Origin of the sequence: Variovorax gossypii, assembly GCF_003965815.1 — a bacterium.
In the GTDB taxonomy this organism is placed as follows: domain Bacteria; phylum Pseudomonadota; class Gammaproteobacteria; order Burkholderiales; family Burkholderiaceae_C; genus Variovorax; species Variovorax gossypii.
Genome location: NZ_RXOE01000003.1, coordinates 231,527 through 255,677, shown reverse-complemented (window position 1 = coordinate 255,677; position 24,151 = coordinate 231,527). Strand labels below are relative to the sequence as shown.

At 68.6% G+C, this 24,151-nt stretch carries 27 protein-coding genes; 17 read left to right on the top strand and 10 right to left on the bottom strand.

Going from position 1 to position 24,151, the window contains the following annotated elements:
• The first annotated feature begins 102 nt into the window (after positions 1–102).
• Positions 103–396 carry a DUF4148 domain-containing protein gene (locus EJP69_RS16090; RefSeq protein WP_093206666.1) on the top strand — a complete coding sequence of 98 codons (294 nt, stop codon included), beginning with the start codon at positions 103–105 and terminating at the stop codon, positions 394–396.
• A gap of 33 nt (positions 397–429) precedes the next feature.
• Here EJP69_RS16090 and EJP69_RS16085 read toward each other — a convergent pair whose 3' ends face one another.
• Both EJP69_RS16085 and EJP69_RS16080 read right to left on the bottom strand, forming a co-directional pair.
• Positions 430–900, bottom strand: a complete 471-nt coding sequence (locus tag EJP69_RS16085) for a MaoC family dehydratase (protein WP_093206665.1) — start codon at positions 898–900, stop codon at positions 430–432.
• 70 nt (positions 901–970) lie between these two features.
• Positions 971–1,591 carry a ParA family protein gene (locus EJP69_RS16080; protein WP_093304246.1) on the bottom strand — a complete coding sequence of 207 codons (621 nt, stop codon included), beginning with the start codon at positions 1,589–1,591 and terminating at the stop codon, positions 971–973.
• A gap of 101 nt (positions 1,592–1,692) precedes the next feature.
• Here EJP69_RS16080 and kefF point away from each other — a divergent pair, with 101 nt between their 5' ends.
• Positions 1,693–2,454, top strand: coding sequence for a glutathione-regulated potassium-efflux system oxidoreductase KefF (gene kefF / locus EJP69_RS16075; protein ID WP_126471403.1), 762 nt, complete (start codon positions 1,693–1,695; stop codon positions 2,452–2,454).
• On the top strand, positions 2,455–4,311 hold the full coding sequence (gene kefC / locus EJP69_RS16070) for a glutathione-regulated potassium-efflux system protein KefC (protein ID WP_093206662.1): 1,857 nt from the start codon (positions 2,455–2,457) through the stop codon (positions 4,309–4,311).
• 26 nt (positions 4,312–4,337) lie between these two features.
• On the opposite strand, the gene EJP69_RS16065 is transcribed toward kefC, so the two are convergent.
• Both EJP69_RS16065 and EJP69_RS16060 read right to left on the bottom strand, forming a co-directional pair.
• Entirely contained in the window at positions 4,338–5,288 is a 951-nt protein-coding gene (locus EJP69_RS16065; RefSeq protein ID WP_126471401.1) for a M14 family metallopeptidase, read from the bottom strand.
• 11 nt (positions 5,289–5,299) lie between these two features.
• Positions 5,300–6,295, bottom strand: coding sequence for a Bug family tripartite tricarboxylate transporter substrate binding protein (locus tag EJP69_RS16060; protein WP_126471399.1), 996 nt, complete (start codon positions 6,293–6,295; stop codon positions 5,300–5,302).
• Positions 6,296–6,411: 116 nt separating this feature from the next.
• Between EJP69_RS16060 and EJP69_RS16055 the strand changes: the two genes are divergently transcribed.
• Positions 6,412–7,311 (top strand): MurR/RpiR family transcriptional regulator, encoded by a 900-nt coding sequence (locus EJP69_RS16055; protein WP_093206718.1) that lies wholly within the window; start codon positions 6,412–6,414, stop codon positions 7,309–7,311.
• On the opposite strand, the gene EJP69_RS16050 is transcribed toward EJP69_RS16055, so the two are convergent.
• Positions 7,300–8,178 (bottom strand): amidohydrolase family protein, encoded by an 879-nt coding sequence (locus EJP69_RS16050; RefSeq protein ID WP_126471397.1) that lies wholly within the window; start codon positions 8,176–8,178, stop codon positions 7,300–7,302. The genes EJP69_RS16055 and EJP69_RS16050 overlap by 12 nt on opposite strands.
• A 102-nt stretch (positions 8,179–8,280) precedes the next feature.
• On the opposite strand from EJP69_RS16050, the gene EJP69_RS16045 reads away from it, so the two are divergent.
• Genes EJP69_RS16045 through EJP69_RS16020 form a run of 6 tightly spaced genes read left to right on the top strand, consistent with a single transcriptional unit; the run spans position 8,281 to position 15,045 of the window.
• Positions 8,281–9,054 (top strand): crotonase/enoyl-CoA hydratase family protein, encoded by a 774-nt coding sequence (locus tag EJP69_RS16045; protein WP_093206658.1) that lies wholly within the window; start codon positions 8,281–8,283, stop codon positions 9,052–9,054.
• Positions 9,051–10,904, top strand: a complete 1,854-nt coding sequence (locus EJP69_RS16040; protein ID WP_126471395.1) for a feruloyl-CoA synthase — start codon at positions 9,051–9,053, stop codon at positions 10,902–10,904. The genes EJP69_RS16045 and EJP69_RS16040 overlap by 4 nt, the downstream gene beginning before the upstream one ends.
• A gap of 22 nt (positions 10,905–10,926) precedes the next feature.
• Positions 10,927–11,691: an SDR family NAD(P)-dependent oxidoreductase gene (locus tag EJP69_RS16035; protein WP_093206656.1), complete on the top strand. Its 765-nt coding sequence runs from the start codon at positions 10,927–10,929 to the stop codon at positions 11,689–11,691.
• A gap of 41 nt (positions 11,692–11,732) precedes the next feature.
• The gene (locus tag EJP69_RS16030) at positions 11,733–12,725 is read left to right on the top strand and encodes a Bug family tripartite tricarboxylate transporter substrate binding protein (RefSeq protein WP_093304262.1); all 993 of its coding nucleotides are present in this window, start codon (positions 11,733–11,735) and stop codon (positions 12,723–12,725) included.
• 33 nt (positions 12,726–12,758) lie between these two features.
• Entirely contained in the window at positions 12,759–14,507 is a 1,749-nt protein-coding gene (locus tag EJP69_RS16025; RefSeq protein WP_126471393.1) for an acyl-CoA dehydrogenase family protein, read from the top strand.
• 46 nt (positions 14,508–14,553) lie between these two features.
• On the top strand, positions 14,554–15,045 hold the full coding sequence (locus EJP69_RS16020) for a MarR family winged helix-turn-helix transcriptional regulator (RefSeq protein ID WP_093206653.1): 492 nt from the start codon (positions 14,554–14,556) through the stop codon (positions 15,043–15,045).
• A 15-nt stretch (positions 15,046–15,060) separates the two neighbouring features.
• On the opposite strand, the gene EJP69_RS16015 is transcribed toward EJP69_RS16020, so the two are convergent.
• A complete protein-coding gene (locus tag EJP69_RS16015) occupies positions 15,061–15,714 on the bottom strand; it encodes a TetR/AcrR family transcriptional regulator (protein ID WP_093206652.1) in 654 nt (217 codons plus the stop codon).
• A gap of 131 nt (positions 15,715–15,845) precedes the next feature.
• Between EJP69_RS16015 and EJP69_RS16010 the strand changes: the two genes are divergently transcribed.
• The 5 genes from EJP69_RS16010 to EJP69_RS15990 all read left to right on the top strand — a co-directional run bounded on the left by EJP69_RS16010 (position 15,846) and on the right by EJP69_RS15990 (position 19,246).
• On the top strand, positions 15,846–16,283 hold the full coding sequence (locus tag EJP69_RS16010) for a VOC family protein (RefSeq protein WP_093206651.1): 438 nt from the start codon (positions 15,846–15,848) through the stop codon (positions 16,281–16,283).
• Between the two features lie 48 nt (positions 16,284–16,331).
• Positions 16,332–16,859 (top strand): SRPBCC family protein, encoded by a 528-nt coding sequence (locus tag EJP69_RS16005; protein WP_093206650.1) that lies wholly within the window; start codon positions 16,332–16,334, stop codon positions 16,857–16,859.
• Positions 16,860–16,893: 34 nt separating this feature from the next.
• Positions 16,894–17,313 carry a VOC family protein gene (locus tag EJP69_RS16000; protein ID WP_126471391.1) on the top strand — a complete coding sequence of 140 codons (420 nt, stop codon included), beginning with the start codon at positions 16,894–16,896 and terminating at the stop codon, positions 17,311–17,313.
• A 36-nt stretch (positions 17,314–17,349) separates the two neighbouring features.
• Positions 17,350–18,816: a DHA2 family efflux MFS transporter permease subunit gene (locus EJP69_RS15995; RefSeq protein ID WP_093206648.1), complete on the top strand. Its 1,467-nt coding sequence runs from the start codon at positions 17,350–17,352 to the stop codon at positions 18,814–18,816.
• A gap of 70 nt (positions 18,817–18,886) precedes the next feature.
• Positions 18,887–19,246, top strand: a complete 360-nt coding sequence (locus EJP69_RS15990; RefSeq protein ID WP_093206647.1) for a DUF1428 domain-containing protein — start codon at positions 18,887–18,889, stop codon at positions 19,244–19,246.
• A gap of 117 nt (positions 19,247–19,363) precedes the next feature.
• Here EJP69_RS15990 and EJP69_RS15985 read toward each other — a convergent pair whose 3' ends face one another.
• From EJP69_RS15985 to EJP69_RS15975, 3 genes are all read right to left on the bottom strand, one after another.
• Positions 19,364–20,122, bottom strand: a complete 759-nt coding sequence (locus tag EJP69_RS15985) for a sulfite exporter TauE/SafE family protein (RefSeq protein ID WP_126471389.1) — start codon at positions 20,120–20,122, stop codon at positions 19,364–19,366.
• 100 nt (positions 20,123–20,222) lie between these two features.
• Entirely contained in the window at positions 20,223–20,828 is a 606-nt protein-coding gene (locus EJP69_RS15980) for a nuclear transport factor 2 family protein (protein ID WP_126471387.1), read from the bottom strand.
• Positions 20,829–20,859: 31 nt separating this feature from the next.
• Positions 20,860–21,699, bottom strand: a complete 840-nt coding sequence (locus EJP69_RS15975) for an intradiol ring-cleavage dioxygenase (protein ID WP_126471385.1) — start codon at positions 21,697–21,699, stop codon at positions 20,860–20,862.
• 178 nt (positions 21,700–21,877) lie between these two features.
• On the opposite strand from EJP69_RS15975, the gene EJP69_RS15970 reads away from it, so the two are divergent.
• Both EJP69_RS15970 and EJP69_RS15965 read left to right on the top strand, forming a co-directional pair.
• The gene (locus tag EJP69_RS15970) at positions 21,878–22,807 is read left to right on the top strand and encodes a LysR family transcriptional regulator (RefSeq protein WP_093206643.1); all 930 of its coding nucleotides are present in this window, start codon (positions 21,878–21,880) and stop codon (positions 22,805–22,807) included.
• Positions 22,808–22,936: 129 nt separating this feature from the next.
• Positions 22,937–23,410: a DoxX family protein gene (locus EJP69_RS15965; RefSeq protein ID WP_126471383.1), complete on the top strand. Its 474-nt coding sequence runs from the start codon at positions 22,937–22,939 to the stop codon at positions 23,408–23,410.
• A gap of 12 nt (positions 23,411–23,422) precedes the next feature.
• Here EJP69_RS15965 and EJP69_RS15960 read toward each other — a convergent pair whose 3' ends face one another.
• Positions 23,423–24,142, bottom strand: coding sequence for a Crp/Fnr family transcriptional regulator (locus tag EJP69_RS15960; RefSeq protein ID WP_126471381.1), 720 nt, complete (start codon positions 24,140–24,142; stop codon positions 23,423–23,425).
• Positions 24,143–24,151: the final 9 nt, after the last annotated feature.

The window sequence follows — 24,151 nt, the reverse complement described above, 5'->3', positions numbered from 1 at the left end:
GCATCCGATCGGCCGGACGCGCCGTATGGAAGACATGCCGGCTGTCAGATGGAAGCAGGCCGGCATCGATCCATTCACCACCTTGCTCGAAGGAGTCTCGCCATGAACGCCAAGCCGATCACCCTCGCCGTCTTCGCCACGCTCGCCTTCGCCGGCGGCGCCCAAGCCTTCCAGGGAGAACAGAACCCGCTGCCGCCCGCCCCCTTCCAGTCGACGCTGTCGCGCGCGCAGGTGCAGGCCGATGCGCGCCAGCCGCTGCAGATAAGCAATGGCGGCACCGGCGTGCAGCAGGCCAGGAGCGGAAACATCGACCGCGACGCGGTGCGCGCCAGCGCGCGGAGCATCACCCGCCAGGGCGCGGCCACCTACGGCGAAGTGACCGACCGCAGGATGTAAGAAAAAAGGGAAAGAAAGAGGGCTGCCGCCGCTTCAGCGGTAGCGGCGCACCACCGACTCCGCCACGCAGGCCGGCTTGGCGGCGCCTTCGAGCTCGATGGTGGTTTCCCAGGTCATCTGGAAACCGTCGTCGGCAATGGGCTCGGCCGTCAGCAGCTTCATGCGGGCCCGCAGGCGCTTGCCCACCGGCACCGGCGACATGAAGCGCACCTTGTTCAGGCCGTAGTTCACGCCCATGCGCGACTCGACCACGTCGAGCGCCGTCTCGTAGAAGCGCGGCAGCAGCGACAGCGTGAGAAAGCCGTGCGCGATCGGCCCGCCGAAGGGGCCGGCCTTGGCCCGCTCGATGTCGACATGGATCCACTGGTGGTCGCCCGTCGCCTCGGCGAACTGGTTGACCTGCTCCTGCGTGATGGCGATCCAGTCGCTCACGGCGACCTCCTGGCCGACGCAGGCGGCGAGATCCTGAAGGGTCTGGAATGTCTTTTTGGTCATGCGGGGCATTCTGGCGTCTGGGGCTGCCGCGCGGCTGTCGGCCTTGCGACAACCGGGCTCAGGGAAAACCGGGATCGGCTCAGGCGTCGAGCCACTCGCAGATCGGCTGCCACTGCTCCAGGTCGCGCTGCACGCGGCCGGGCGCGATGTCGAAAAGCGTGAGCCCGCGCGCCGCGAGCTGCACGTAATTTTGCGTGTCGCGCAGCTCGCCGATCACCGGCACGCCGAGCCCCGCGATGAACTCGTGGAGCCGGTCTGCAGCCAGCGTGCGTGCGTTCACGCGCATGCCGACGAGGCCGATCTTCGTCTTCTCGGCGCGGCGGTTCTCCTGCAGACGGTCGAGGAAGTCGCGCGTCGCGTAGATGTCGAAGATGCTCGGCTGCAGCGGCACGATCACCCGGTCGGCCAGCGCCAGCACTTCCTTGAAGCGCCAGCCGTGCAGGCCGGCGGGCGTGTCGAGCACCGCGTGCGTGGTGCCGCGCGGCGGGCGCACCACGGTGCTTTCGCCGGTGGCTTCCCAGGTGGAGATGGTCCGGGCCATCGGCGGTCGCAGGCCCAGCCAGAGCCGGGAGGATTGCTGGCGGTCCACGTCGCCCAGCATCACGGCATGGCCGCGGCTTGCGAAATAGCCCGCGACGTTCGTCGCGATCGTCGACTTGCCCACGCCTCCCTTGGGATTGGCGACCAGAACCACCGGCATAGATGCACTCCTCCAGAACGGCAATAGCGGGGATGTTAGTCGCTGGCGCGTTTTTGCCCGGCGAAACGCCTGCCAGCGTGCTCTTGAGATATGTTCGCGGGATGACGACAACAACATCCACGGGAACCCCCGCCGACCGCCCGGACGGCGGTTCCGGCGGCATCTACGTGCTGGCCGCCCACCCCCACTGGCGCGACTCGCGCGTCAACCGGCGCATGCTCGCCGCCGCTCGCGCCGTGCCCGGCGTCGACGTCAACGATCTCTACGGCAGCTATCCCGACTTCGCCATCGACGTCGAGGCCGAGCAGGCCAGGCTCGCCCGGGCCAGCCTGGTGGTGCTGCTGCACCCGATCCACTGGTACTCGATGCCCGCGCTGCAGAAGCTCTGGCTCGACGACGTGCTCTCCTACGGCTGGGCCTACGGCCCCGGCGGCACGGCGCTGCAGGGCAAGGACCTCTGGCTGGTCGCCACCACGGGCAGCCCCGAGGCGAGCTACCACCCGCAGAACTACCACCGCTACTTCTTCGACGCCTTCCTGCCGCCCTACGAGCAGACCGCCGCGCTGTGCGGCATGCGCTTTTTGCCGCCGCTGATCTTCTACGGCGCGCGCAGCGCCAGCGAGGCCGACGTGAAGTCCCACGTCGAGACCTTCGCCCAGCGCCTGGGCAGCTACCCCGACTGGCCCGAGATCGAGGAGATCGACATCTGCGTGTCCTGCCCCGTACCCGAAAGCGACCGGCCGGCCGACAACGACGACGTCGCCAAGGTGGTCTCCAATGCCTTCCAGGCGGCGATGTCCCACGGCCTGGCTACCGCGACGGCCATCGCCTCCGCGGACGACAACGGCAGGAAGGCGCCCTGAATGGAACACGCACCCGCCTGGCTGACCAACAGCCTGATCTACCTGAGCGCCGCCGTGCTGGTGGTGCCGCTTTCGAAGGCACTGGGCCTCGGCTCGATCATCGGCTACCTCGTGGCCGGCATCGCCATCGGTCCCTGGGGCCTGGGACTCGTTTCCAGCGTCGAGGACGTGCTGCATTTCGCCGAGTTCGGCGTGGTGCTGATGCTCTTCCTCGTGGGCCTTGAACTCGAGCCCAGGCGGCTGTGGAACCTGCGCCGCCCCATCTTCGGCTGGGGCACGGCGCAGGTGCTTAGCTGCGCCGCGGTGCTGTTCGCGGTGGGCTGCGCGGTCGGCGCCGAATGGCGCGTGGCACTGGTGGCTGCGCTGGGCCTGGCGCTGTCGTCCACCGCCATCGCGCTGCAGGTGTTCGGCGAGCGCAACCTGCTGAAGACGCCCAGCGGCCAGGCCGGCTTCTCGATCCTGCTGTTCCAGGACGTGGCGGCCATTCCGATCCTCGCACTGCTGCCGCTGCTGGCCGGCGCCACAGCGGCCGAACAATCGATCACAGGGCTGGAGCGCGCGCTGGAGGCCGCCAAGATCATCGGCGTGATCGGCGGCATCATCCTCGGCGGCCGGCTGCTGCTGCGCCCCATCCTGCGCTGGATCGCGCGCAGCGACACGCCCGAGATCTTCACCGCCGCCGCCTTGCTGCTGGTGGTGGCCATCGCGGCGCTGATGCAGCTGGTGGGCCTGTCGATGGCGCTGGGCGCCTTCCTCGCCGGCGTGCTGCTGGCCGAGAGCGAATACCGGCGCGAACTCGAGACCGACATCGAGCCCTTCAAGGGCCTGCTGCTGGGCCTCTTCTTCATCGCGGTGGGCATGTCGATCAACTTCGGCGTGCTGGTCGCGAGCCCCTGGATCATGGCGATGCTGGTGGTCGGATTCGTGGCCATCAAGCTGGTGGTGATCTACGCGCTGGCCAAGGCGATGGGCATTGCCTACCAGGAGCGGCCGGTGTTCACGCTGCTGCTCGCGCAGGGCGGCGAGTTCGCCTTCGTGGTGTTCCAGGCGGCGGGCCCCGACGTGCTGCCGCCGCAGGTCACCTCGCTGCTGATCGGCGCGGTGGCGCTGTCGATGCTGCTGTCGCCGCTGCTGCTGGTGCTCCTCGACAAGTTCGTGCTGCCGCGCTACAGCCAAGGCACCGGCACCCGGCTGGAGGAAATCTCCGAGCAGCAGGACGCCAAGGTGCTGATCTGCGGCTTCGGCCGCTACGGCCAGATCGTCGGTCGCATGCTGATGTCGCAGGGCCTGCGCGTGACGGTGCTCGACCACGACGCCGACACCGTCGAAGGCCTGCGGCAGTTCGGCTTCCGCGTGTTCTACGGCGACGCGACACGGCTCGACCTGCTGCGCACCGCGGGCGCGGGCACGGCCAAGGTGATCGTGGTGGCGGTGGACGACATCGAGCAGTCGCTGGAAATCGTCGACCTCGTGCAGGAGAACTTCGGGCAGGCCCGCATCATCGCCAGGGCACGCAACGTGACACACCTGTTCCAGCTGCGCGACCGCGGCGTGACGGAAGTCGAGCGCGAGGTGTTCGAGTCGTCGCTGCGCAGCGCGCGCGCCACGCTCGAGGCGCTGGGCTGGCCGGCGCACGAGGCACGCGAATCGGCAATGCGTTTCCGGCGCCGCAACATCAAGCTCAGCGACGAGATCTATCCGCACTACAAGGACCGCGCCAAGCTGATCGCCGCCAACAAGGCGGGCCGCCAGCAGTTCGAGGAACAGATGGCGCGCGAGCGCGAGGAGCGGCAGCGCCGCTCGGGACGCGACTGGGAACGGCTGGAGGAAGAAGAGCAGGCGGAGCAGACGCCCTGAAGCGTCTGTAGCGCCTGCAGCGCCGACTAGATCGCGACGGTCAGGTACACGCCCTCGCGCCCCACCAGCGGCGCGCGGGTCGGCATGAAGATCGTGCAGTCGTCGCAAGGGGAGCGGATCTCGTGGCCGTCGTCCACGGCGATCAACTCGCCCTTCTGGAAGACCTCGAAGCCCAGCACAGGCCGCGCGAAGGCGAAGCTCTTCGTCTTCACCATGTGCACTTCGAGCAGGCGGAAGCGTCGCGCGGGCGCCTTCGCCGCGGCGGTCGGCGGCGGGTCGACCAGCCCCAGGTGCGCGAGGAAGCGCAGCGTGACGTCGGTGGCCAGGTCTGCGGCCGACCGGCTGAAATGCTGTCCGCATTCCACGACCACCGCTGCGCCGTCGACGCCCTCCTCGCCGTGGCGGCCGTACGCCGTCACGCCCGTGCCGGGCGCGCCGCCCACGGGCATCACCAGGTGCACCAGCGGATTGCCGACGGCCAGCGCCAGCCCGGCGTTGCGCTCGAATTCCGGGTACACCCAGAAGGGCTGCACCGGCGCGCGCGTGGAATGGATGTCGAGCACGTAGTCGGCCGCGTCCAGCACCGGCCGCAACTCGCGCGCGCGGCGCAGCTCGGGGCTGTCTTCGCTGCCGTCGAGCATGGCCTTCGACCAGATGCGGTTGAGGTTGTGCACCAGCTGGCGGTTCTCGTAGGGCCGCTCGACGTCGAAGGCGCTGTAGGCCTCGACGTTTGCAAAGCTCACGGTGAGCGTGCCGGCCTTCGGGCGCACGCCGGTGTCCAGCAGATGAGTGGCGGCGACCATGCCGCAGATCTCGTTGCCGTGGGTCAGCGCGTTGACCAGCACGTGCGGCCCCGGCCGGCCCGACTCGAAGCGGTGCACGTAGTCGATGCCGGTGTTGCCCTGCCGGTAGGCGGAGATGTCGCGCGGCAGCACCTCCAGCGGCGCGGTGTCGGGCGCGAACGATGACTCGGTCATGCTGTCGTCGCTCATTCGCCGCGGATGCCGGCGCGCTTGACCAGGTCGCCGTAGACCGCGAGCCGCTCCGACATCATGGCGGTGAACTGCGCGGGCGACTGCGCCTCCGGCGGCAGCGAGCCGCGCGACTGCAGCGCCTCGACCATCGAGGGCTGGTCGGCCACCGAGCGCACGGCCTTGTGCAGCGCCTCGACGATCTCCGGCGGCGTCTTCGCGGGCGCGGCCAGGCCGATCCACGAGGTGGTGTTCAGCACCGGATAGCCCAGCTCCGCGAAGGTCGGGATGTCGGGCAGCGCCGCCACGCGGGTGGGCGCGGCCACGGCCAGCGCGCGCAGCTTTCCGGACTGGATCAGCGGCAGGAAGGGTGCGAGGTTGTCCAGCCCGAACTGCACTTCGTTCGAGATCAGCGCGGTGACCAGCGGGCCGCCGCCGCGGTACGGCACGTGCGTGGCGTTGAGCTGCAGCTGAGACTTCATCAGCTCCACGTTGAGCTGCCCCATGCTGCCCGGCCCCGCGCTGCAGAAGTTGAGCTCGCCGGGGCGCGACTTCACCAGCGCGACGAACTCCTTGAAGTTCTTCGCGGGCACCGCCGGGTTGACCAGCAGCACGTTGATCGAGCGCGCGAGCTGGCTGATCGACGCGAAGTCCTTGATCGGGTCGTAGCCCGGGTTGGGCTGGGTGAGCGGGTTGGCCAGGTGCGAGCTCTGCGACGAGGCGACCAGCGTGTAGCCGTCGGGCTTGGCGCGCGCCACCTGTGCGCTGGCGATGGAGCCGCCGGCGCCGGCGCGGTTGTCGATGACCACCGGCGTGCCCAGCGCCTTGGCGAGCGGGTCGGCGTAAAGCCGCGCGATCAGGTCCACGGAGCCGCCCGCGGGGAACGGCACCACCAGCGTGACCGGCCGCGAGGGCCAGGCCTGCGCCTTGGCGGCCAGCGGCAGCATCGAGGCGAGGCCGGCGGCGAGGATCTCGCGGCGGCGCAGTGCCGCGGCGGTGAAGATGGGTTCCATGGGGCGTCCTGTCGTGCAGTCAAAAGTGCGCGCATTGTTGCAAGATGATTTCAATTTTGCAATGACCATTGCAAAATCAGGTCCAACGCGACTCCACGTGCAGAATGCGCGCGACCATGAACCTGAACCAACGCATCTCGGGCTACGGCAGGAAGCTCACCAAGAGCGAGCAGCGCCTGATCGACGAGTTGCAGACGCGCTACCCCCAGGGCCTGCTCGAATCTGCAACGAGCCTTGCAAAGAAGGTGGGCACCAGCGCCTCCACCGTGGTGCGGCTGCTGGCCAAGCTCGGCTACCCCAGCTATGCCGAGGCGCAGATCGAGGCCCGGTCGGAGGTGACCGCGCGGCTGTCGTCGCCGGCCACGCGCGCGGACGCCGTCATCGCCGACGACGCATCGGTGCGCAGCTGCCTGGCCAACGCGCTGCTGCACGACCAGCACAACCTGGCCTCGACCTTCGCCGCGCTCGACGTCGCCGCCTTCGAGGGCGCCGTGCGGCTGCTCACGCAACGCAAGGCGCGGGTGCACGTGACCGGTCAGCGGCACGCCGCCGCGCTGGCCGGCCACCTTTCGCTGCACCTGAACATGTGCCTGCCCGACGTGCGCCCCATGAGCGGCGGCGGCCCGCTGCTCATGGAAGACCAGCTGCTGTGGATCGGCGAGAACGACGTGCTGCTGGCCCTCACCTTCAGGCGCCACGCGCTCGCCACCGCGCGCGCGGCCAAGTACTTCAAGGAAAAGGGCGCGAAGGTCATCGTCATCACCGACGGCCCCTCGGTGGCCGCGGCGGCATCGGCCGACCATGTGATGCTGGCGCGCACCTCGAGCGCGTCGCCATTCGATTCGTACACGGCGGCGTTCTCGCTGTGCAACGCGCTGGTCACCGCCGTCGTGCAGCGCCGCAGGAAGGAACTGGGCGCCGCGCTCGAACGCGGCGACGCCCTGTGGGAGCAGCACTGGAACGACTCGGCCGCGCAGGCCGGGCGTTCGCGCAGGAAGCCGTCGTCAGCTGCCTGAGGCCGCGTCCAGCTTCAGCAGCCGCATCGCGTTGCCCTTGAGGATGCCAGGCATCACCTCGGGCTTGAAGCCGGCGTTCTCGAAGTCGCGCATCCAGCGGTCGGGCGTGATCAGCGGGTAGTCGCTGCCGAAGAGCACGCGATCCTTCAGCAGCGTGTTGGCGTACTGCACGAGCTGCTTCGGAAAGTACTTGGGGCTCCAGCCCGACAGGTCGATCCACACGTTGGGCTTGTGCGTGGCCACGCTCAGCGCCTCGTCCTGCCAGGGGAAGCTGGGGTGTGCCATGACGATCTGCATGTCGGGGAAGTCGATGGCCACGTCGTCCAGGTGCATCGGATTGCTGTACTCCAGCCGCAGCCCGCCGCCGCAGCGCATGCCCGAGCCGATGCCGCTGTGGCCGGTGTGGAAGATGGCCGGCAGGCCGTACTCGGCGATCACCTCGTAGATGGGCCAGGCCATGCGGTCGTAGGGGTGGTAGCCCTGCACCGTGGGGTGGAACTTGAAGCCCTTCACGCCGTGCTCCTCGATGAGCCGGCGCGCCTCGCGCGCACCCATCTTTCCCTTGTGCGGATCGACGCTGCCGAAGGCGATCATGATGTCGCTGTTGTTCTTCGCGGCCTCGGCGATCTCCTCGTTCGGGATGCGGCGACGGCCCATGTTCGACTCCGCGTCGACCATGAACATCACCAGCCCGATCTTCCGTTCACGGTAGTACGCCACGCTCTCGGCGATGGTCGGCCGGCCGCTGGAGCCGAAGTACTTGTCGGCCGCGCGGTCGTACTCCTCGCCGTAGTTGTCGAACGGGTTCCAGCAGCTGACTTCTGCGTGGGTGTGGATGTCGATGGCGATCAGGTTCTGGTGGTCCATGTCTTGTCTCCGATACGGGTAAGTCCCTAGGCTCTGGGGGCTCCAAATTCCTTGAATTGATTATTTCCCATAACCATAATTCGACGCAACCCCGGACTCATCATGACCAATCCAGACCTTCAACTCGACATCCGCGACGAAGTCGCCATCGTCCGCCTGACGCGCGGTTCCAAGCGCAACGCGCTGTCCGACGGACTGATCCTCGCCCTGCGCGACACCTTCGAGAAGCTGCCCTCCAGCGTGCGCGCGGCGGTGATCGACGGCGAGGGCCCGCACTTCTGCGCCGGCCTCGACCTGAGCGAGCTGAAGGAGCGCGACGCCGGCCAGGGCATGCAGCACTCGCGCCTGTGGCACGGCGCGCTCGACCTGATCCAGCACGGCCCGGTGCCGGTGATCGCCGCGCTGCATGGCGCAGTGGTGGGCGGCGGGCTCGAGTTGGCCAGCGCCTGCCACATCCGCGTGGCCGACCGCTCCACCTTCTACGCGCTGCCCGAGGGCTCGCGCGGCATCTTCGTGGGCGGCGGCGGCTCGGTGCGCATTCCGAAGCTGATCGGCGTGGCCCGCATGACCGACATGATGATGACCGGCCGCGTCTACAACGCCGAGGAAGGCGAGCGCGCCAACTTCGCCCAGTACCTCGTCGACGAGGGCCAGGCTTTCGACAAGGCCTTCGAGCTCGCGAAGCGCGTGGCCACCAACGCGCCGCTCACCAACTACGCGCTGATGCACGCCCTGCCGCGCATCGCAGAGCAGTCGGCCGACCACGGCTTCTTCACCGAAGCGCTGATCTCCGGCATCACCCAGGCCGCGCCCGAAGCCAAGCAGCGCGTGCGCGACTTCCTCGAAGGGCGTGCCGCGAAAGTGAGCAAGGGATGAGCGCCGTCCGATACCGCCCGCTGGTCTTCGGCGTGACGCGCGCGGTGCTACGCGACGGCGCGCCAGGCACGCAGTACCTGAGCGCCGAAACGCAACTCGAGCCCTACCGCGAGCGCATGACCGACCGCCTCGCCTACTGGGCAGAGCGCACGCCCGAGCGCACCTTCATCGCCCGTCGCGAACGGCTGGCCGACGGCAGCACCGGCGACTGGCTGCGCGTGAACTACGCGCAGGCGCTGGAGGAAGCACGCGGTATCGGACAAGCCCTGCTGGACCGCGGCCTGAGCGCCGACCGCCCGGTCGCGATCCTCAGCGAGAACGGCATCGAGCACGCGCTGATGGCGCTGGGCTGCCTCTACGCCGGCGTGCCCTACTGCCCCGTATCGCCGCCCTACTCGCTGGTGAGCCAGGACTTCGAGAAGCTGCGCCACGTCTTCGACACGCTCACGCCGGGCCTCGTTTTCGCGAGCGACGCCGCGCGCTTCGCCAAGGCCATCGCCGCAGTCGTGCCGGCCGGCACCGAAGTCGTGCTGGCGCAGGGCACGCTCGAAGGCCGCCCCACCACCGCGTTCGACGCACTGGCCTCGACGCCCGCCACGCCCGCCATCGACGCGGCGATGCGCGCGACCGGCCCCGACACCATCACCAAGTTCCTCTTCACCTCGGGCTCGACCAAGATGCCCAAGGCGGTGATCAACACGCACCGCATGTGGTGCGCCAACCAGCAGCAGCTGCGCCAGTCGATTCCCGCACTGGGCGACGAGCCGCCGGTGCTGGTCGACTGGCTGCCCTGGAACCACACCTTCGGCGGCAACCACAACGTGGGCATCGTGCTGGACAACGGCGGCACGCTCTACATCGACGACGGCAAGCCCACGCCCGCCGGCATGGCCGAGACGCTGCGCAACCTGCGCGAGATCGCGCCCACCATCTACTTCAACGTGCCCACCGGCTTCGAGGCCATCGCGCAGGCGATGGAAACCGACGCGGTGCTGCGCCGCAACCTGCTGTCGCGCGTGAAGATGTTCTTCTACTCGGGCGCGGCGCTGTCGCAGCCGGTGTGGGACAGCCTGCACCGCACGCAGGAGTCGGAAGTCGGCGAACGCATCGTGATGGGCACGGGCCTGGGCATGACCGAATCAGGCCCCTTCGCGCTCTACGTGACCGGCCCCGACGTGAAGTCGGGCGACGTGGGCCTGCCCGCGCCGGGCATCGAGCTCAAGCTGATCGAGGTCGACGGCAAGACCGAGGTGCGCTACCGCGGCCCCAACATCACGCCCGGCTACTGGCGCGCGCCCGAGGCCACTGCCGAGTCCTTCGACGAGGAAGGCTTCTTCTCCACCGGCGACGCGGTGAAGTGGATAGCCGAAGACAACATCCATCGCGGCCTGCGCTTCGACGGCCGCATCGCCGAAGACTTCAAGCTCGCCACCGGCACCTTCGTGAGCGTGGGCCCGATGCGCGCGAAGATCATCGCGGCCGGCGCGCCCTACGTGCAGGACGCGGTGCTGACCGGCATCAACCTGAAGGAAGTCGGCGCGCTGATCTTCCCGACGCAGAAGGTGCGGCAGCTCGCCGGCCTGAGCGCCGACGCATCCATGCGCGAGGTGCTCGAGAGCGCCCCCGTGCAGGCGCACTTCCAGCAGGTCGTCAACACGCTGGCCGCCGGCGCCACCGGCAGCGCCAACCGCATCGCGCGGCTGCACCTGATGGCCGAGCCTCCGTCCATCGACAAGGGCGAGGTCACCGACAAGGGCTCCATCAACCAGCGCGCCGTGCTCAAGCACCGCGCCGCACTGGCCGATGCGATGCACGACGCCAGCCTGCCCTTCACCCTCAAGCCCCGCTAGACATTCCAGGAGACGACACACCATGAAGATCGAAGGACAAGCCGCACTGGTCACCGGCGGCGCATCGGGCCTCGGCGAAGCCACCGCGCGCGAACTCGCGCGGCTGGGCGCGAAGGTCGCGGTGCTCGACCGCAACGCCGAACTCGCCGCGAAGGTAGCGGCCGACATCGGCGGCATTGCATGCGCCTGCGACATCACCGACACCGACAGCGTGGTCGCCGCGCTCGACAAGGCCGAGGCCGTGCACGGCCCCGCGCGCATCCTGATGAACGTGGCCGGCATCGGCAGCGCCAAGCGCATCGTCGGCAAGGACGGCAGCCCCGCGCCGCTCGAAGACTTCGTGCGCGTGGTCAACATCAACCTGATCGGCGGCTACAACATGGCGCGCCTGTTCGCCGCGCGCTGCGCGAAGCTCGACGCGCTCGACAACGGCGAGAAGGGCGTGATGCTCTTCACCGCCTCGGTCGCCGCCTTCGACGGCCAGGTGGGCCAGCAGGCCTACAGCGCCTCCAAGGGCGGGCTTGTCGGCATGACGCTGCCGATGGCACGCGACCTCGCGCAGCACGCCATCCGCGTGTGCACCGTGGCGCCGGGCATCTTCGCCACGCCGCTGTTGCTGGAGCTGCCCGAGCCGGTGCAGCAGTCGCTGGCCGCGTCGATTCCGTTCCCGCCGCGCCTGGGCAAGCCCTCGGAGTTCGCCGAGCTGGCCTGCCACATCGTCACCAACGGCCACCTCAACGGCGAGGTGATCCGCATCGACGGCGCCCTGCGCATGGCGCCGCGCTGATTCCGCTTTCAGTCAGCCACCGCAAACCAGGAGACAAGACCATGACCAACAGACGCCAGTTCGTGACGGCGCTCGGCGGCACCGCCGCCATCGCCGCCCTGCATCCCTTCGCCGCGCTCGCCCAGGCGGTGCAGCAGGTAGTGAAGATCTACTACGGCTTCCCGGCCGGCAGCGCCGGAGACAGCGTGGCGCGCCGCGTGGCCGAGAAGCTGGGCGACACGCCCTTCACGAAGGTCAATCCGGTGGTCGAGAACAAGCCGGGCGCCGGCGGGCGCATCGCGCTCGACACGCTCAAGAGCTCGGTGGCCGACGGTTCGGTGCTGTGCCTCGCGCAGGCTTCGGCGCTGTCGATCTATCCGCACATCTACACCAAGCTGGGCTACGGCATGGCCGACTTCGCGCCGATCTCCATCGGCGCGGTGATGACGCACGCACTGACCGTCGGGCCCGCCGTGCCCGCGAGCGTGAAGACGCTGAAGGACTTCGTCGCATGGGCCAAGGCCAACCCCGGGCAGGCCAGCTACGGCTCGCCGGGCGCGGGCTCCACGCCGCACTTCCTGGGCGCGCTGCTGGGCCTGAACAGCGGCGCCGACCTGCGCCACGTGCCCTATCGCGGCTCGCTGCCGGCCATCAACGACGTGGTGGGCGGCCAGATCGCATCGAGCATGACGCCCGCCGGCGACGCCATTCCCTTCGCCAAGGCCGGCAAGCTGCGCGTGCTCGCCATGTCGGGCTCGCAGCGCGCGGCCTACCTGCCCGACGTGCCGACCTTCACCGAGCAGGGCTTCCCCGAGATCGTGGCCGACGAATGGTTCGGCTTCTTCGCGCCGGCGAAGACGCCCACGGCCGTCATCACGGCCGCGAGCACGGCGATCCAGACCGCGCTGAAGGACAAGAGCGTGGCCGACGGCCTGCTGTCGGTGGGCCTTCTCGCCCATGGCTCCTCGCCGGAGGACATGCGCAAGTCGCTGCAGTCCGAGTACGAACGCTGGGGTCCGCTGGTCAAGAAGATCGGCTTCACGGCCGAATCCTGATTCGCCGATTCGTTCTCCTGCTTCCCTGCCCCGATGGATTACAAGCCCCGCCCCGAAGACGTCCGGTTCATCCTGAACAAAGTGCTCGACGCGCCCGCGCGCCTGGCCGCGCTCGCCCCCTTCGCGGAGGTCGACGAGGCGCTGCATGCGCAGGTGCTCGAGGAAGCCGGGCGCTTCGTCGGCGAGGTGGTGGCGCCCATCAGCCGCGGCGGCGACGAGACCGGCTGCCGCTTCGCCGATGGCCAGGTCGCCTCGCCGCCGGGCTTTCGCGAGGCCTACCAGGCCCTCGTCGATGGCGGCTGGCCTGCTCTCTCCGCCGCGCCGGAAGACGGCGGCCAGGGCCTGCCCGCCGTGCTCGAAGCCGTTCTCTACGAATGGCTGGCCGCCGCCAACCATGGCCTGACGATGGCGCCCGGCCTGCTGCACGGCGCGTACGCCTGCCTCAAGCATCACGGCAGCGAGGAGCTGAAGCAGCGCTATCTGTCGAAGATCGCGACCGGCGAATGGCTCGCGACCATGTGCCTCACCGAAGCGCACGCAGGCAGCGACCTGGGCCAGGTGCGCACACGCGCCGTGCCGCAGGCCGACGGCAGCCTGCGGGTAAGCGGCGGCAAGATCTTCATCTCGGGCGGCGAGCACGACCTGACGCCCAACATCGTCCACCTCGTGCTGTGCCGGCTGCCCGATGCGCCGGCCGGGCCCAAGGGCCTGTCGCTGGCGCTGGTGCCCAAGCTGCTGCCCGACGGCGCGCGCAACGCGGTGCACTGCGAGCGCATCGAGGAAAAAATGGGCCTTCACGGCAGCCCCACCTGCACGATGCGCTTCGACGAGGCCACCGGCTGGCTGGTCGGCGAGCCCGGCCGCGGGCTGGCTGCGATGTTCGTGATGATGAATTCGGCGCGCCTGCACGTGGCGCTGCAGGGCATCGGCCTGCTCGACGCCGCCTGGCAGAAGGCCGATGCCTATGCCGCCGAGCGCCGCCAGATGCGCGCGCCCGGCCCCGTGCCCGCCAGCCGCGGCGGCGAGAGCGCCGACCTGATCGCCGAGCACCCGGCCGTGCGCCGCATCCTCGATACGCAGCGCGCCTGGATCGACGGCGCGCGCACCATCGCCTACCGCAGCGCGCTGATGCTCGACGTGGCCGCGCACGACGCCGACCCGAAGGCGCGCGAGCGCGCGCAGCGCTGGTGTTCGTTCGTCACGCCGGTGCTCAAGGCCGCGTGCACGCACCAGGCCTTCCACGGCGCGAGCGAATGCCTGCAGGTGTTCGGCGGCCACGGCTACGTGCGCGAATGGGGCATCGAGCAGATAGTTCGCGATTCGCGCGTGACGATGATCTACGAGGGCACCAACGAGATCCAGGCCATCGACCTGCTGGTACGCAAGGTGCTGCCCGACGGTGGAGCCGGCATGTCGGCGGTGCTGCTGGAGCTGCGCGACACGCTGGACGCCTCGCGCGAGGCCGACGCCGACGTGCAGCGCCGGCTGGCGCAGCTGCGCTACCTGGGCACCACCGTCGCAATGGCAGCGCATGCCAATCCGGTGCTGCCGTACGAGGTGGCCGACGACTATCTGCGCGCGACCATGCTCGCGATGATGGCGTGGGCCTGGGCCCGCATCGAGGCTGCCTCGCCTGGCGACGCGGAGAAGGCGCGCGTGGCGGCCGCCTTCAGGCGCTGGGTGCTGCCCGAATTCGAGATGCGGATGGGCATCGTCAAGAAGGCCTGCGAGACGGTCGCCCTGACGCATGCGGCCGCGCCTGGCGGCGCTGTCTCCAACTAGCCACTGAAACCTCTCGTTGCAGTGCGCCCGCGGTTACGCTCGGGCCATGGCCTCCACCCCGAAATCCGCCCCCGCGAAAGCCGAGCAGGCCGCCGTGCCACAAGGCAGGCCCGACCGGCTCGACGCGCGCATGCTCGAAGCCCTGGTCGGCTACAACGCCCGCCGGGCGTGGCTGATCGTCAGCGCCTTCTTCGCGGAGCGCATGGCGCCCTACGGGCTCAAGCAGATCGATTTCTCGGTGCTGTCGCTGCTGGCGCACAACCCCGGCGCCACCTCGCGACAGCTGTGCAATGCGCTGGAAATACTTCCGCCGAATCTCGTGAGCCTGGTGGCCACGCTGGACAGCCGGGGGTTGATCGAACGTCGCCCGCATCCGCATGACGGCCGCGCCGTGGGGCTGCACCTCACGCCGGCGGGCGAGTCGCTCATCCGCGAAGCCGAGCAGACGGTGGTGCAACTGGAAGCCGACGCCAGCGCCAAGCTCACCGCGCGGGAGCGCGAGACGCTGATACGGCTGCTGCAGAAGATCTATCTGTAGCGCAGGCCGCGGGCCTCAGAGGCCCCGCTCGACCATGTCGATGAGCTGCTGGCCGAGCTTGTAGGTTGCCTCGGCCGGCATCTCGCGCAGCGGCCCGTCGATGATGAGCAGCGCCAGGCCGTGCACCGCGCTCCACGCGCAGTACTCGGCGTTCGGGCGCCGCGCCGGGTCGAGCACGCCGGCGTCCACCAGCCGGTCGATGGCCTTGCCCAGGAGCTGGAACGAGTCCAGCCCGCTCGCGCCCGCCTTGCCGGGGCCCAGTTCGCCGCTGCCCTCGTCGGAGATCACGAAGGCCGTGCGGAACAGGCCGGGCTCCGCCTGGGCGAAGCGCAGATAGGCCGTGCCGATGGCGCGCACCTGCCCGCGGGCGAAGTCGGCGGGCGGCTGGTCGCAGGGCTGCGCCGCCAGTTCCTTTTCCATCGCGACCGCCGCGGCGGCCAGCGCCGCCTCGCGCACCGCCAGCAACAGCTCGTGGCGGCTGCCGAAATGCCGGTACGCCGCGTTGGGCACCACGCCGGCGCGCCGGGTCGCCTCTCGCAACACCACCGCGCCGGGGCCGCCGTCGCGGGCCAGTTCTATGCCTGCTTCCAGCAGCGCGCGGCGCAAATCGCCGTGGCGATAAGTGCTGCGGGCGGGCGGCAGGCTGTCGGGGACGTTGTTGAGCTTCATTGCATCTCCATGTGGACACTGTCCATTATCTCTGTTATTCTTTGTGGACGGTGTACACAAAGTAATCCGATTGTTTGCGGCCCGTTGCACCGGGGGCCTCCGAGTCACCTCTTCAGTCCAAAGGAATCGTCATGAAAGTCCAGTCTTACCTCTCGTTCGAAGGCCGCTGCGACGAAGCGCTCGGCTTCTACAAGAAGGCGCTCGGCGCCGAAGTCACCCAGCTCATGCGCTACGAGGAAGCGCCCGCGGGCGCCCCGTCGGAAAACGCCGAGGCCGGTTGCGCAGGCGGCATGCCGCAGCCGGACAAGGTGATGCACGCCGTGTTCCGCATCGGCGAAACCGAGTTGATGGCCTCCGACGGCGGCTGCTCGGGCAAGGCCGAGTTCAAGGGCGTCATGCTCGCGCTCACCGCCAACACCGACACCGAGGTCGTCAAGTGGTTCAACGCGCTGGCCGAAGGCGGCCAGGTCATGCAGCCGCTGATCCCGACCTTCTTCACCTCCAACTTCGGCATGCTGACCGACCGCTTCGGCGTGGGCTGGCTGCTGGTCGTCGCGCAGCCGACCTGACCGTCGGCCTTTCCCCCCGCACCCCGATCTCCAGAGAAAGCTCCCGCCATGCTCAAGAAAATCGCCCTCGTCGTCGTGCTCGCGATCGCCGCGCTGCTGATCTACGCCGCCACCCGGCCCGACACCTTCCGCGTCGAACGCACCGCTCGCATCGAGGCCCCGGCCGAGAAGATCTTTCCGCTGATCGACGACTTCCACCGCTGGGGCACCTGGTCGCCCTACGAGAAGCTCGATCCCGCCATGAAGCGCAGCTTCGGCGGCAGCGCGAGCGGCAAGGGCGCGACCTATGCCTGGGAAGGCAACGACAAGGCGGGAGCGGGCCGCATGGAGATCGTGGAGTCGGCGCCTTCGTCGAAGGTCGCGATCAAGCTCGACTTCATCAAGCCCTTCGAGGGCCACAACACGGCCGAATTCACGCTGCAGCCCCAGGGCGGCGCAACGCAGGTCACCTGGGCCATGTACGGCCCGAGCCCCTACGTGGCAAAGCTCATGGGCATCTTCTTCAACATGGACCAGATGATCGGCAAGGACTTCGAAACAGGCCTGGCCAATCTCAAGGCGGCTACCGAAAAGTAGTCAGCGAACACAACCAGTCATCCAAGGAATACACATGTCTCAAATCCACGCCTACCTCACCTTCGACGGCAACGCGGCAGAGGCCATGCGCTTCTACGAGAAGACCCTCGGCGGCACCATGCAGATGATGATGACTGTCGGCGAAGCGCCCGACACCGAGCAGTTCCCGCCCGAGGCGAAGAAGCGCATCATGCATGCCTCGCTCGCCTACGGTGGCGGCATGCTGATGGCCTCCGACTCCATGCCCGGCCAGCCGTACGAAGGCATGAAGGGCTTCGGCGTCGCGCTGACCCTCGAGACCGTGGCCGAGGCCCGGCGCATCTTCGACGCCTTCGCCGAAGGCGGCCATGTCGGAATGCCCTTCGAGAAGACCTTCTGGGTCGAAGGCTTCGGCATGGTGACCGACCGCTTCGGCACTCCGTGGCTCATCAACGGCGGCAAGCCGCTGGTCTGAGCCGTCCCTTTCCGTTCCAAAGGAATTTCGCTTCCCATGACCAACCAACTCGACAGCCGCAAGCGCTGGCTCGCATTGATGGTGCTGTGCCTCGGCGTCCTGATGATCGTGCTCGACACCACCATCGTGAACGTGGCGCTGCCCTCGATCCGTACCGACCTTGGCTTCACCGAGACCTCGCTGGTCTGGGTGGTGAACGCCTACATGCTGACCTTCGGCGGCTTCCTGCTGCTCGGAGGCCGGCTCGGCGACCTGTACGGTCACCGCCGCGTGTTCCTCGCGGGCCTGGTGCTGTTCACGCTGGCATCGCTGGCCTGCGGGGTCTCGACCTCGCAGGGCCTGCTGGTGGCCGCGCGCGCGGTGCAGGGCCTGGGCGGCGCGGTGGTTTCCGCCGTGTCGCTCTCGCTCATCATGAACCTCTTCACCGAACCGGCCGACCGCGCCAAGGCGATGGGCGTGTACGGCTTCGTGTGCGCCGGCGGCGGCAGCATCGGCGTATTGCTGGGCGGCCTGCTCACGAGCACGCTGAGCTGGCACTGGATCTTCCTGGTGAACCTGCCGATCGGCATCGCGGTGTATGCGCTGTGCGTGGCGCTGCTGCCCAGCGCGCGCGGCCATGCGCACGGAGAGAAGCTCGACGTGGCCGGCGCCATCACCGTCACGCTGTCGCTGATGCTCGCGGTGTACGGCGTGGTCAACGGCAACGAGGCCGGCTGGGGCTCCACGCAGACGCTCGGCCTGCTCGGCGCTGCCGTGGTGCTGCTCGCGATCTTCATCGCCATCGAGTCGCGCGTGCAGCATCCGCTGATGCCGCTGGGCCTCTTCAAGCTGCGCAGCGTGTCGGTGGCCAACGTGGTCGGCGTGCTGTGGGCCGCGGCCATGTTCGCGTGGTTCTTCATCTCGGCGCTCTACATGCAGCTGGTGCTGAACTACACGCCGATGCAGATCGGGCTGGCCTTCCTGCCCGCCAACATCATCATGGCGGTGTTCTCGCTGGGCCTGTCCGCGAAGATCGTGATGCGCTTCGGCATCCGCAAGCCGCTGGCGGCCGGGCTCTGGCTCGCGGCCATCGGGCTTGCGCTGTTCGCGCGCGCGCCGGTCAACGGCAGCTTCGTGGTCGACGTGCTGCCTGGAATGATGCTGCTCGGCTTGGGCGCGGGCATGGCGTTCAACCCGGTGCTGCTCGCCGCGATGAGCGAGGTGAGCCCGTCCGATTCGGGCCTGGCCTCGGGCGTGGTCAACACCTCTTTCATGATGGGCGGAGCGCTGGGCCTGGCCGTGCTGGCCAGCGCGGCGGCCGCGCGCAGTGCGTCGATGGAAGCGGCCGGCGCGCAGATGCCGCTGGCGCTCACCGGCGGCTACAACCTCGCGTTTCTCGTCGGCGCCGTGTTCGCGGCGGCGGCGGGTCTGCTCGGTGCCTTGCTGCTTCGCTCCGCCATGCCGGGGCAGATGCAGAACAACGAGGAAGCAGCGGCACCCCACGGAACGGCGGCATCGCAATGAGCGACACCACGCCATGCAACCACCGGTCTTCTTTCTTCAACGGTTCCACAGACTATTCAGGAGAACAACCATGGCTCGTTATGTAGACGGCTTCATCGTCGCCATTCCCACCGCCAACGTCGAGGCCTACCGCAAGCTGGCGCGCAAGGCCGGCAAGGTCTGGATGGAATACGGCGCGATCGAATACGTGGAGTGCATCGCCGACGACGTGAAGCCCGGCAAGCTCACGTCCTTTCCCCAGAGCGTGAAGCTGAAGTCCGACGAGACCGTGGCCTTCTCGTGGATCGTCTACAAGTCGCGCAAGCACCGCGACACGGTCAACGCGAAGGTGATGGCCGACCCGCGCATCACCGCGATGGACCCGAAGACCATGCCCTTCGATGCGAAGCGGATGATCTTCGGCGGCTTCAAGAGCATCGTCGAGTTTTAAGCTCGCCCCCAGGCTTCGCGCACTTCGTGTCGCTTCGCCCCCCTACCGGGGGCAACACCTGCGGCCCGGCAAAGCCGGTTCCGCGGTGTTCCGCGAAAAGGCCTCGCTTCGCCGGCCTCAGGCCAGGAAGCCGTCATAGACGAGCTTGAGCCCGGTCAGGAACATGCCCAGATAAACGAAGCGATAGAACCACGTCGCATCGATGCGCCTCGCGATGCGGATGCCGATCCACACGCCCAGTGGCGCAAGCGGCATCAGCACCAGCGAGGTGGCCAGGGTGCGGAAGTCGAGCAGGCCGAGCCACGCGTAGGGAATCCACTTGCTGAGATTCACCACGAAGAAGAAGTAGGCCATCGTCGCCGTGAAGATCACCGGCGACAGCCGCAGCGGAATGACGTAGGCATTGATGGGCGGCCCGCCCGCGTGCGCGATGAAGCTGGTGAAGCCCGACACCGTCGTCAGCACCGCGCCGATGCCGCGCGAGGGCAGCGGATCATTTGGCTTGGGCGGAAACACCAGCCGCTGCGCGAGGAAGAGCAGCGTGAACACGCCGACGATGCCCGCCACCGTGTGCGCCGAAAGCATGCGGAACAGCAGCGTGCCGATCACCGTGCCCAGCAGCCCGAACGGAATCAGGAACTTCAGCAGCGAGCGATCGAAGTCGCGCCGGAACGCCGCGAGGCCAAGCACGTCCATCAGCAACAGCAGCGGCATGAGGATGGCGGCCGCCTGCGGCACGGTGACGGCCAGCGCCATCATCGGCACGGCGAGCGAGCCGAAGCCCGCGCCGAAGCCGCTCTTGCTGATGCCGAGCAGCAGCACGGCGGGAATGGCGACCGCGTAGAAATGCGGGTCGGTGATCAGGGGAAAAGCCATGGGAGGGAAGAGCGCAGAAAAAAGCCTGCCGTGGAGGCAGGCTCGGCGAGCGTAGCAGGATGGGGCGTTCCCTGCTGGCGCGCTTCCCTTGGCCGCCTCGTCAGCGCTCGAGCGCGCCGCCGGCGAGCCAGCGGGCACCGCGCCGGTACAGCTCCTCCACCGCCGGCCCCTTGAGCATCGGCATGTCGAGCTTCACCGTGTAGCCGATGCGCTGCTGGATGTAGGTCAGGTGGCGATAGCCTTCGGGCAGGCCGGCCAGCACGTCCGCGTCCAGCTTCACCGTGGCGGCCGGGTCCACCGGGTCGATGCGGTCCTTTTCGTAGATCGGCTGGCGGTGCAGCAGCTTCCATTCGCCTTCGTGCTTTTCCACGAAGTCGTAGAAGCGGCCGGTGCACACCGCGTCGCACAGTACGCCCTCGACCATGCCGCGCTGCGAAATGGTCATCTTGGTCTGCGCGATGGCGCGCTCGCCGGCCACCTCGATGGCCGAGCCGCCGAGGAAGTGCAGGATGCTCACGCCCTTGGCCCAGCCTTCCTTCGTGACACGGATGAACTCGGTGTACGGCCCCTGGAACCAGGTGGCCATCATCACCCCCTCGGGATGCCACACGGTGGCGAAGCGCTCCCAGTCGCCGGCATCGCGCCACACGGCCCAGCGCTCGATCATCCGGCGGATCAGCAGTTCCTGCTGCAGGGTTTCGTTCATTTGCGTTGTTTCCTTGGTTGGTCTTGCTGGATCAGGCGGGCTGCGTCAGCGGGTTCAGCACGAAATCGAAATCGAGGCGCCAGCGGCCGTTGTCCTGCTTCTTCCACGGCGCGACCAGCGACTGGCGCACCGCGAACACGGCGTCCGAGTCCAGGTACTCGTCGCCTTCACGGAACACGTGCGTGATGAGCCGCTCGTAGCCCGGCGCCTCGATCTTGAAATGCAGGTGCGCGGGCCGCCACGGATGGCGCTTCGTCGCGCGCAGCAGGTCGCCCACGGGCCCGTCGACCGGGATCGGATACGCCACCGCCACCACGCTGCGGAAGTGCAGCGAGCCGTCGGGCCCGGTGCGCAGCGTGCCCCGGTTCTCCGCATGGTCGAGCCCGGCGTGCTGCACGTCGTAGTGCCCGCCCGCGTCGGCCTGCCACACGTCGACCACGGCATTGGCCAGCGGCTCTCCGTCGAGCCCGCGCACCGTGGCGTACACGTCGCAGGGCTCGCCCTCGGCGCCGTTGGCCACGTCGTCGCCGTGCTCGTACTCTGGCGCGCCGTCGAAGTAGAAGGGGCCGAACACGGTGGCCTCGGTGCAGCCGGCCGGCTTGTCGTTGTTCATCGCGATGGTGAGCATCGAAAGGCCCAGCACGTCCGACAGCAGGATGAACTCCTGCCGCTTGTCGTCGCACTTCTGTCCGGTGGCCGTGAGGTACTGGATGCCCTGGAACCACTCGTCCTCGGTGAGCTTCACCTCGCGCGCGAAGGCGTGCAGGTGCTGCACCAGGCTGGTCAGGATCTCGCGCAGGCGCGGATCGGGCGTGTCGGCGAAGCGCGCGAGCACGGCCTGCGTGATGTTGTCCTGGTTGAGGTTGCGCATCGTGGCTGTCTCCGTGGTGTTGTCTCCGGGGTCTCCGGGAATAGGGCGCACTGTAGGCCGCGCGCGGTTGGCACGAAAGCATCGGGGCGCAAATCATTTTTCCGCCCAGCGGAACGGTCGGGCGCGGCCTGCGCCAAAATCATCCGGACCTGAAAAACAATCCCGGAGACGCCGCCCCATGGACCGCTGGACCGAAATCGCCCTGCTCGTGCAGATCGCCGATGCCGGCAGCCTGAGCCGCGCCGCCGAGGCGCTGGGCCTTTCCAACGCCGCCGCGAGCCGCCACCTGAGCGCGCTGGAAGAACGGCTGGGCGCGCGGCTGGTCGAGCGCAACACGCGCCGCCTGTACCTCACCGACACCGGCCGCGAGTTCTGCGGCCGGGCCCGCACCATCCTGGCCGACCTGTCGGACGCCGAATCGGCGGTGAACGCCACCGCGTTCAATCCCACGGGCACGCTGCGCATCACGGCCTCGCTGTCGTTCTCGATCCACCACATCGCGCCGCTGCTGCGCGAGTACACCCAGCGCTACCCGGGCGTGACGGTGCACGTGGAGACGGCCAACCGCTACTTCGACCTGATCGACAACAACATCGACGTGGCGATCCGCACGCGCGAGTACGAGCCCGACTCGAACGTGACGATCCGCCGCCTCGGCGAAACGCGGCGCATCCTGGCGGCCTCGCCGCGCTACTTCGCGCAGCACGGCTTCCCGAAGACGCTGGACGAGCTGAAGCAGCACAAGCTGCTGATCTACACCCACGCCAACAACCCGAACGAGCTGCGCTTCAGGCGGGGGAAGGAAACGCACACGGTGTCGGTCACAGGCCTGCTCGAGTCGAACGACGGGCAGGTGCTGCGCGCCGCCGCGCTCGACGGCATGGGCATCCTGGTGCAGCCGACCTACATCGTCTACGACGACATCGTGGCCGGCCGGCTGGTGCCCACGCTGGACGACTGGGACCTGCCGCACCTGACCATCAACCTGGCCTACCCGAGCCGAAAGCACCTGTCGGCCAAGGTGCGCAGCTTCATCGACTTCATGGCGGCGCATTTCCGCAAGATGGACTACGAGCGCAAGTGGACGGCCCACTTCGGCCCCCACTGACCCGGCCATGGGGCCTTTTCGCCAAAACATGTGCGTAAACGCACATTCCGCATTTCCGCAGCCCCGCACACTGGAACCGCAACCGTCGCATTCCGCGGCGGACCCACCGTTTTCCAGCAAGGATCTGCCATGAACACCCAGGCCACCGCCGCCAACACCCCGCGTGCGCCGATCGCGTCGCCGCTGTCCGCCCTCTCCCCCGCCACGCTGGACGATTCCGGCAAGCTGCTGATCCGAGTGACGATCGGCTTCCTGGTGCTGCTGCACGGCATCTTCAAGCTGTCGGCCGGCGTGGGCTTCATCGCCGGCATGCTGGCCAAGGCCGGGCTGCCGGGCGGCATCGCCTACCTGGTGTACGTGGGCGAGATCGTCGCCCCGCTGCTGATGATCGCCGGCATCTACACCCGCGCCGCCGCGGGCGTGGTCGTCATCAACATGCTGGTGGCCTTCGGCCTGGTGCACATGGCCGACCTGTTCGCAATGACGAAACAGGGCGGCTGGGCGCTGGAACTGCAGGGCCTGTACCTGTTCGGCGCGCTGACCGTGGTGCTGCTGGGCGCCGGCCGCTTCTCCATCGGCGGCACCAAGGGCCGCTGGAACTGATCGACCCGGGACTCAGCCGGCGTCGCCGCGCACCTGCGAGACCATAGCCTCCAGGCGGGCCACGTCGGCGACCAGAAGAGCCTTGTCGTCCTTGCGCAGCACGCCGCTGCGCGCCAGCACGTTGAGCTCGCGGGTCACCTGCTCGCGGTTGGTGCTGATCTGGCTGGCCAGCGCCGCATGCTTGGGCGCCGGGTCCAGCCGGGCCTGGTTGCCCTCGACGCCGGCGGCGCGAGCCAGGCGCAGCAGCTCGGCATGCAGCCGGTTCTGCACGCCCAGGGTGCTCAGGTCGATCACCCGCTCGGAGAGCTGCCGCACCAGCGTCGCCAGCCGCAGCATCACCCGGCCGGCCACCAGCGGCTCGTCGCGCAGCAGGGCCATGAAGGCGGTGCGGTCGAGGCTGGCCACCACGCTGGGCTCGAGGGTGACGACATCGGCCGAGCGCGGGCCGCCGTCGATGGCGGCGATGTCGCCGAAGTGCTCGCCGGCCTCGGAATCGCGGAAGGTCACCTGCCGGCCGTTGGCCGAATAGGTCGTCACCCGCACCCGGCCCGAGACCAGCAGGAACACCTCGCCCTGCTGCTCGGCGCGCAGCAGCAGGGGCTTGTCGGCTTCCACGCTGTGCCAGAGGCATTGCTGGGCCAGCAGGTCGAGGCGCTGGTCTGAAAGGCCTTCGAGCAGCGCGATCTGGCGCAGTGCGAGGCTGGAGCGGAGGGTAGGTTCGGGTTTGGCCATGCCGGAGGT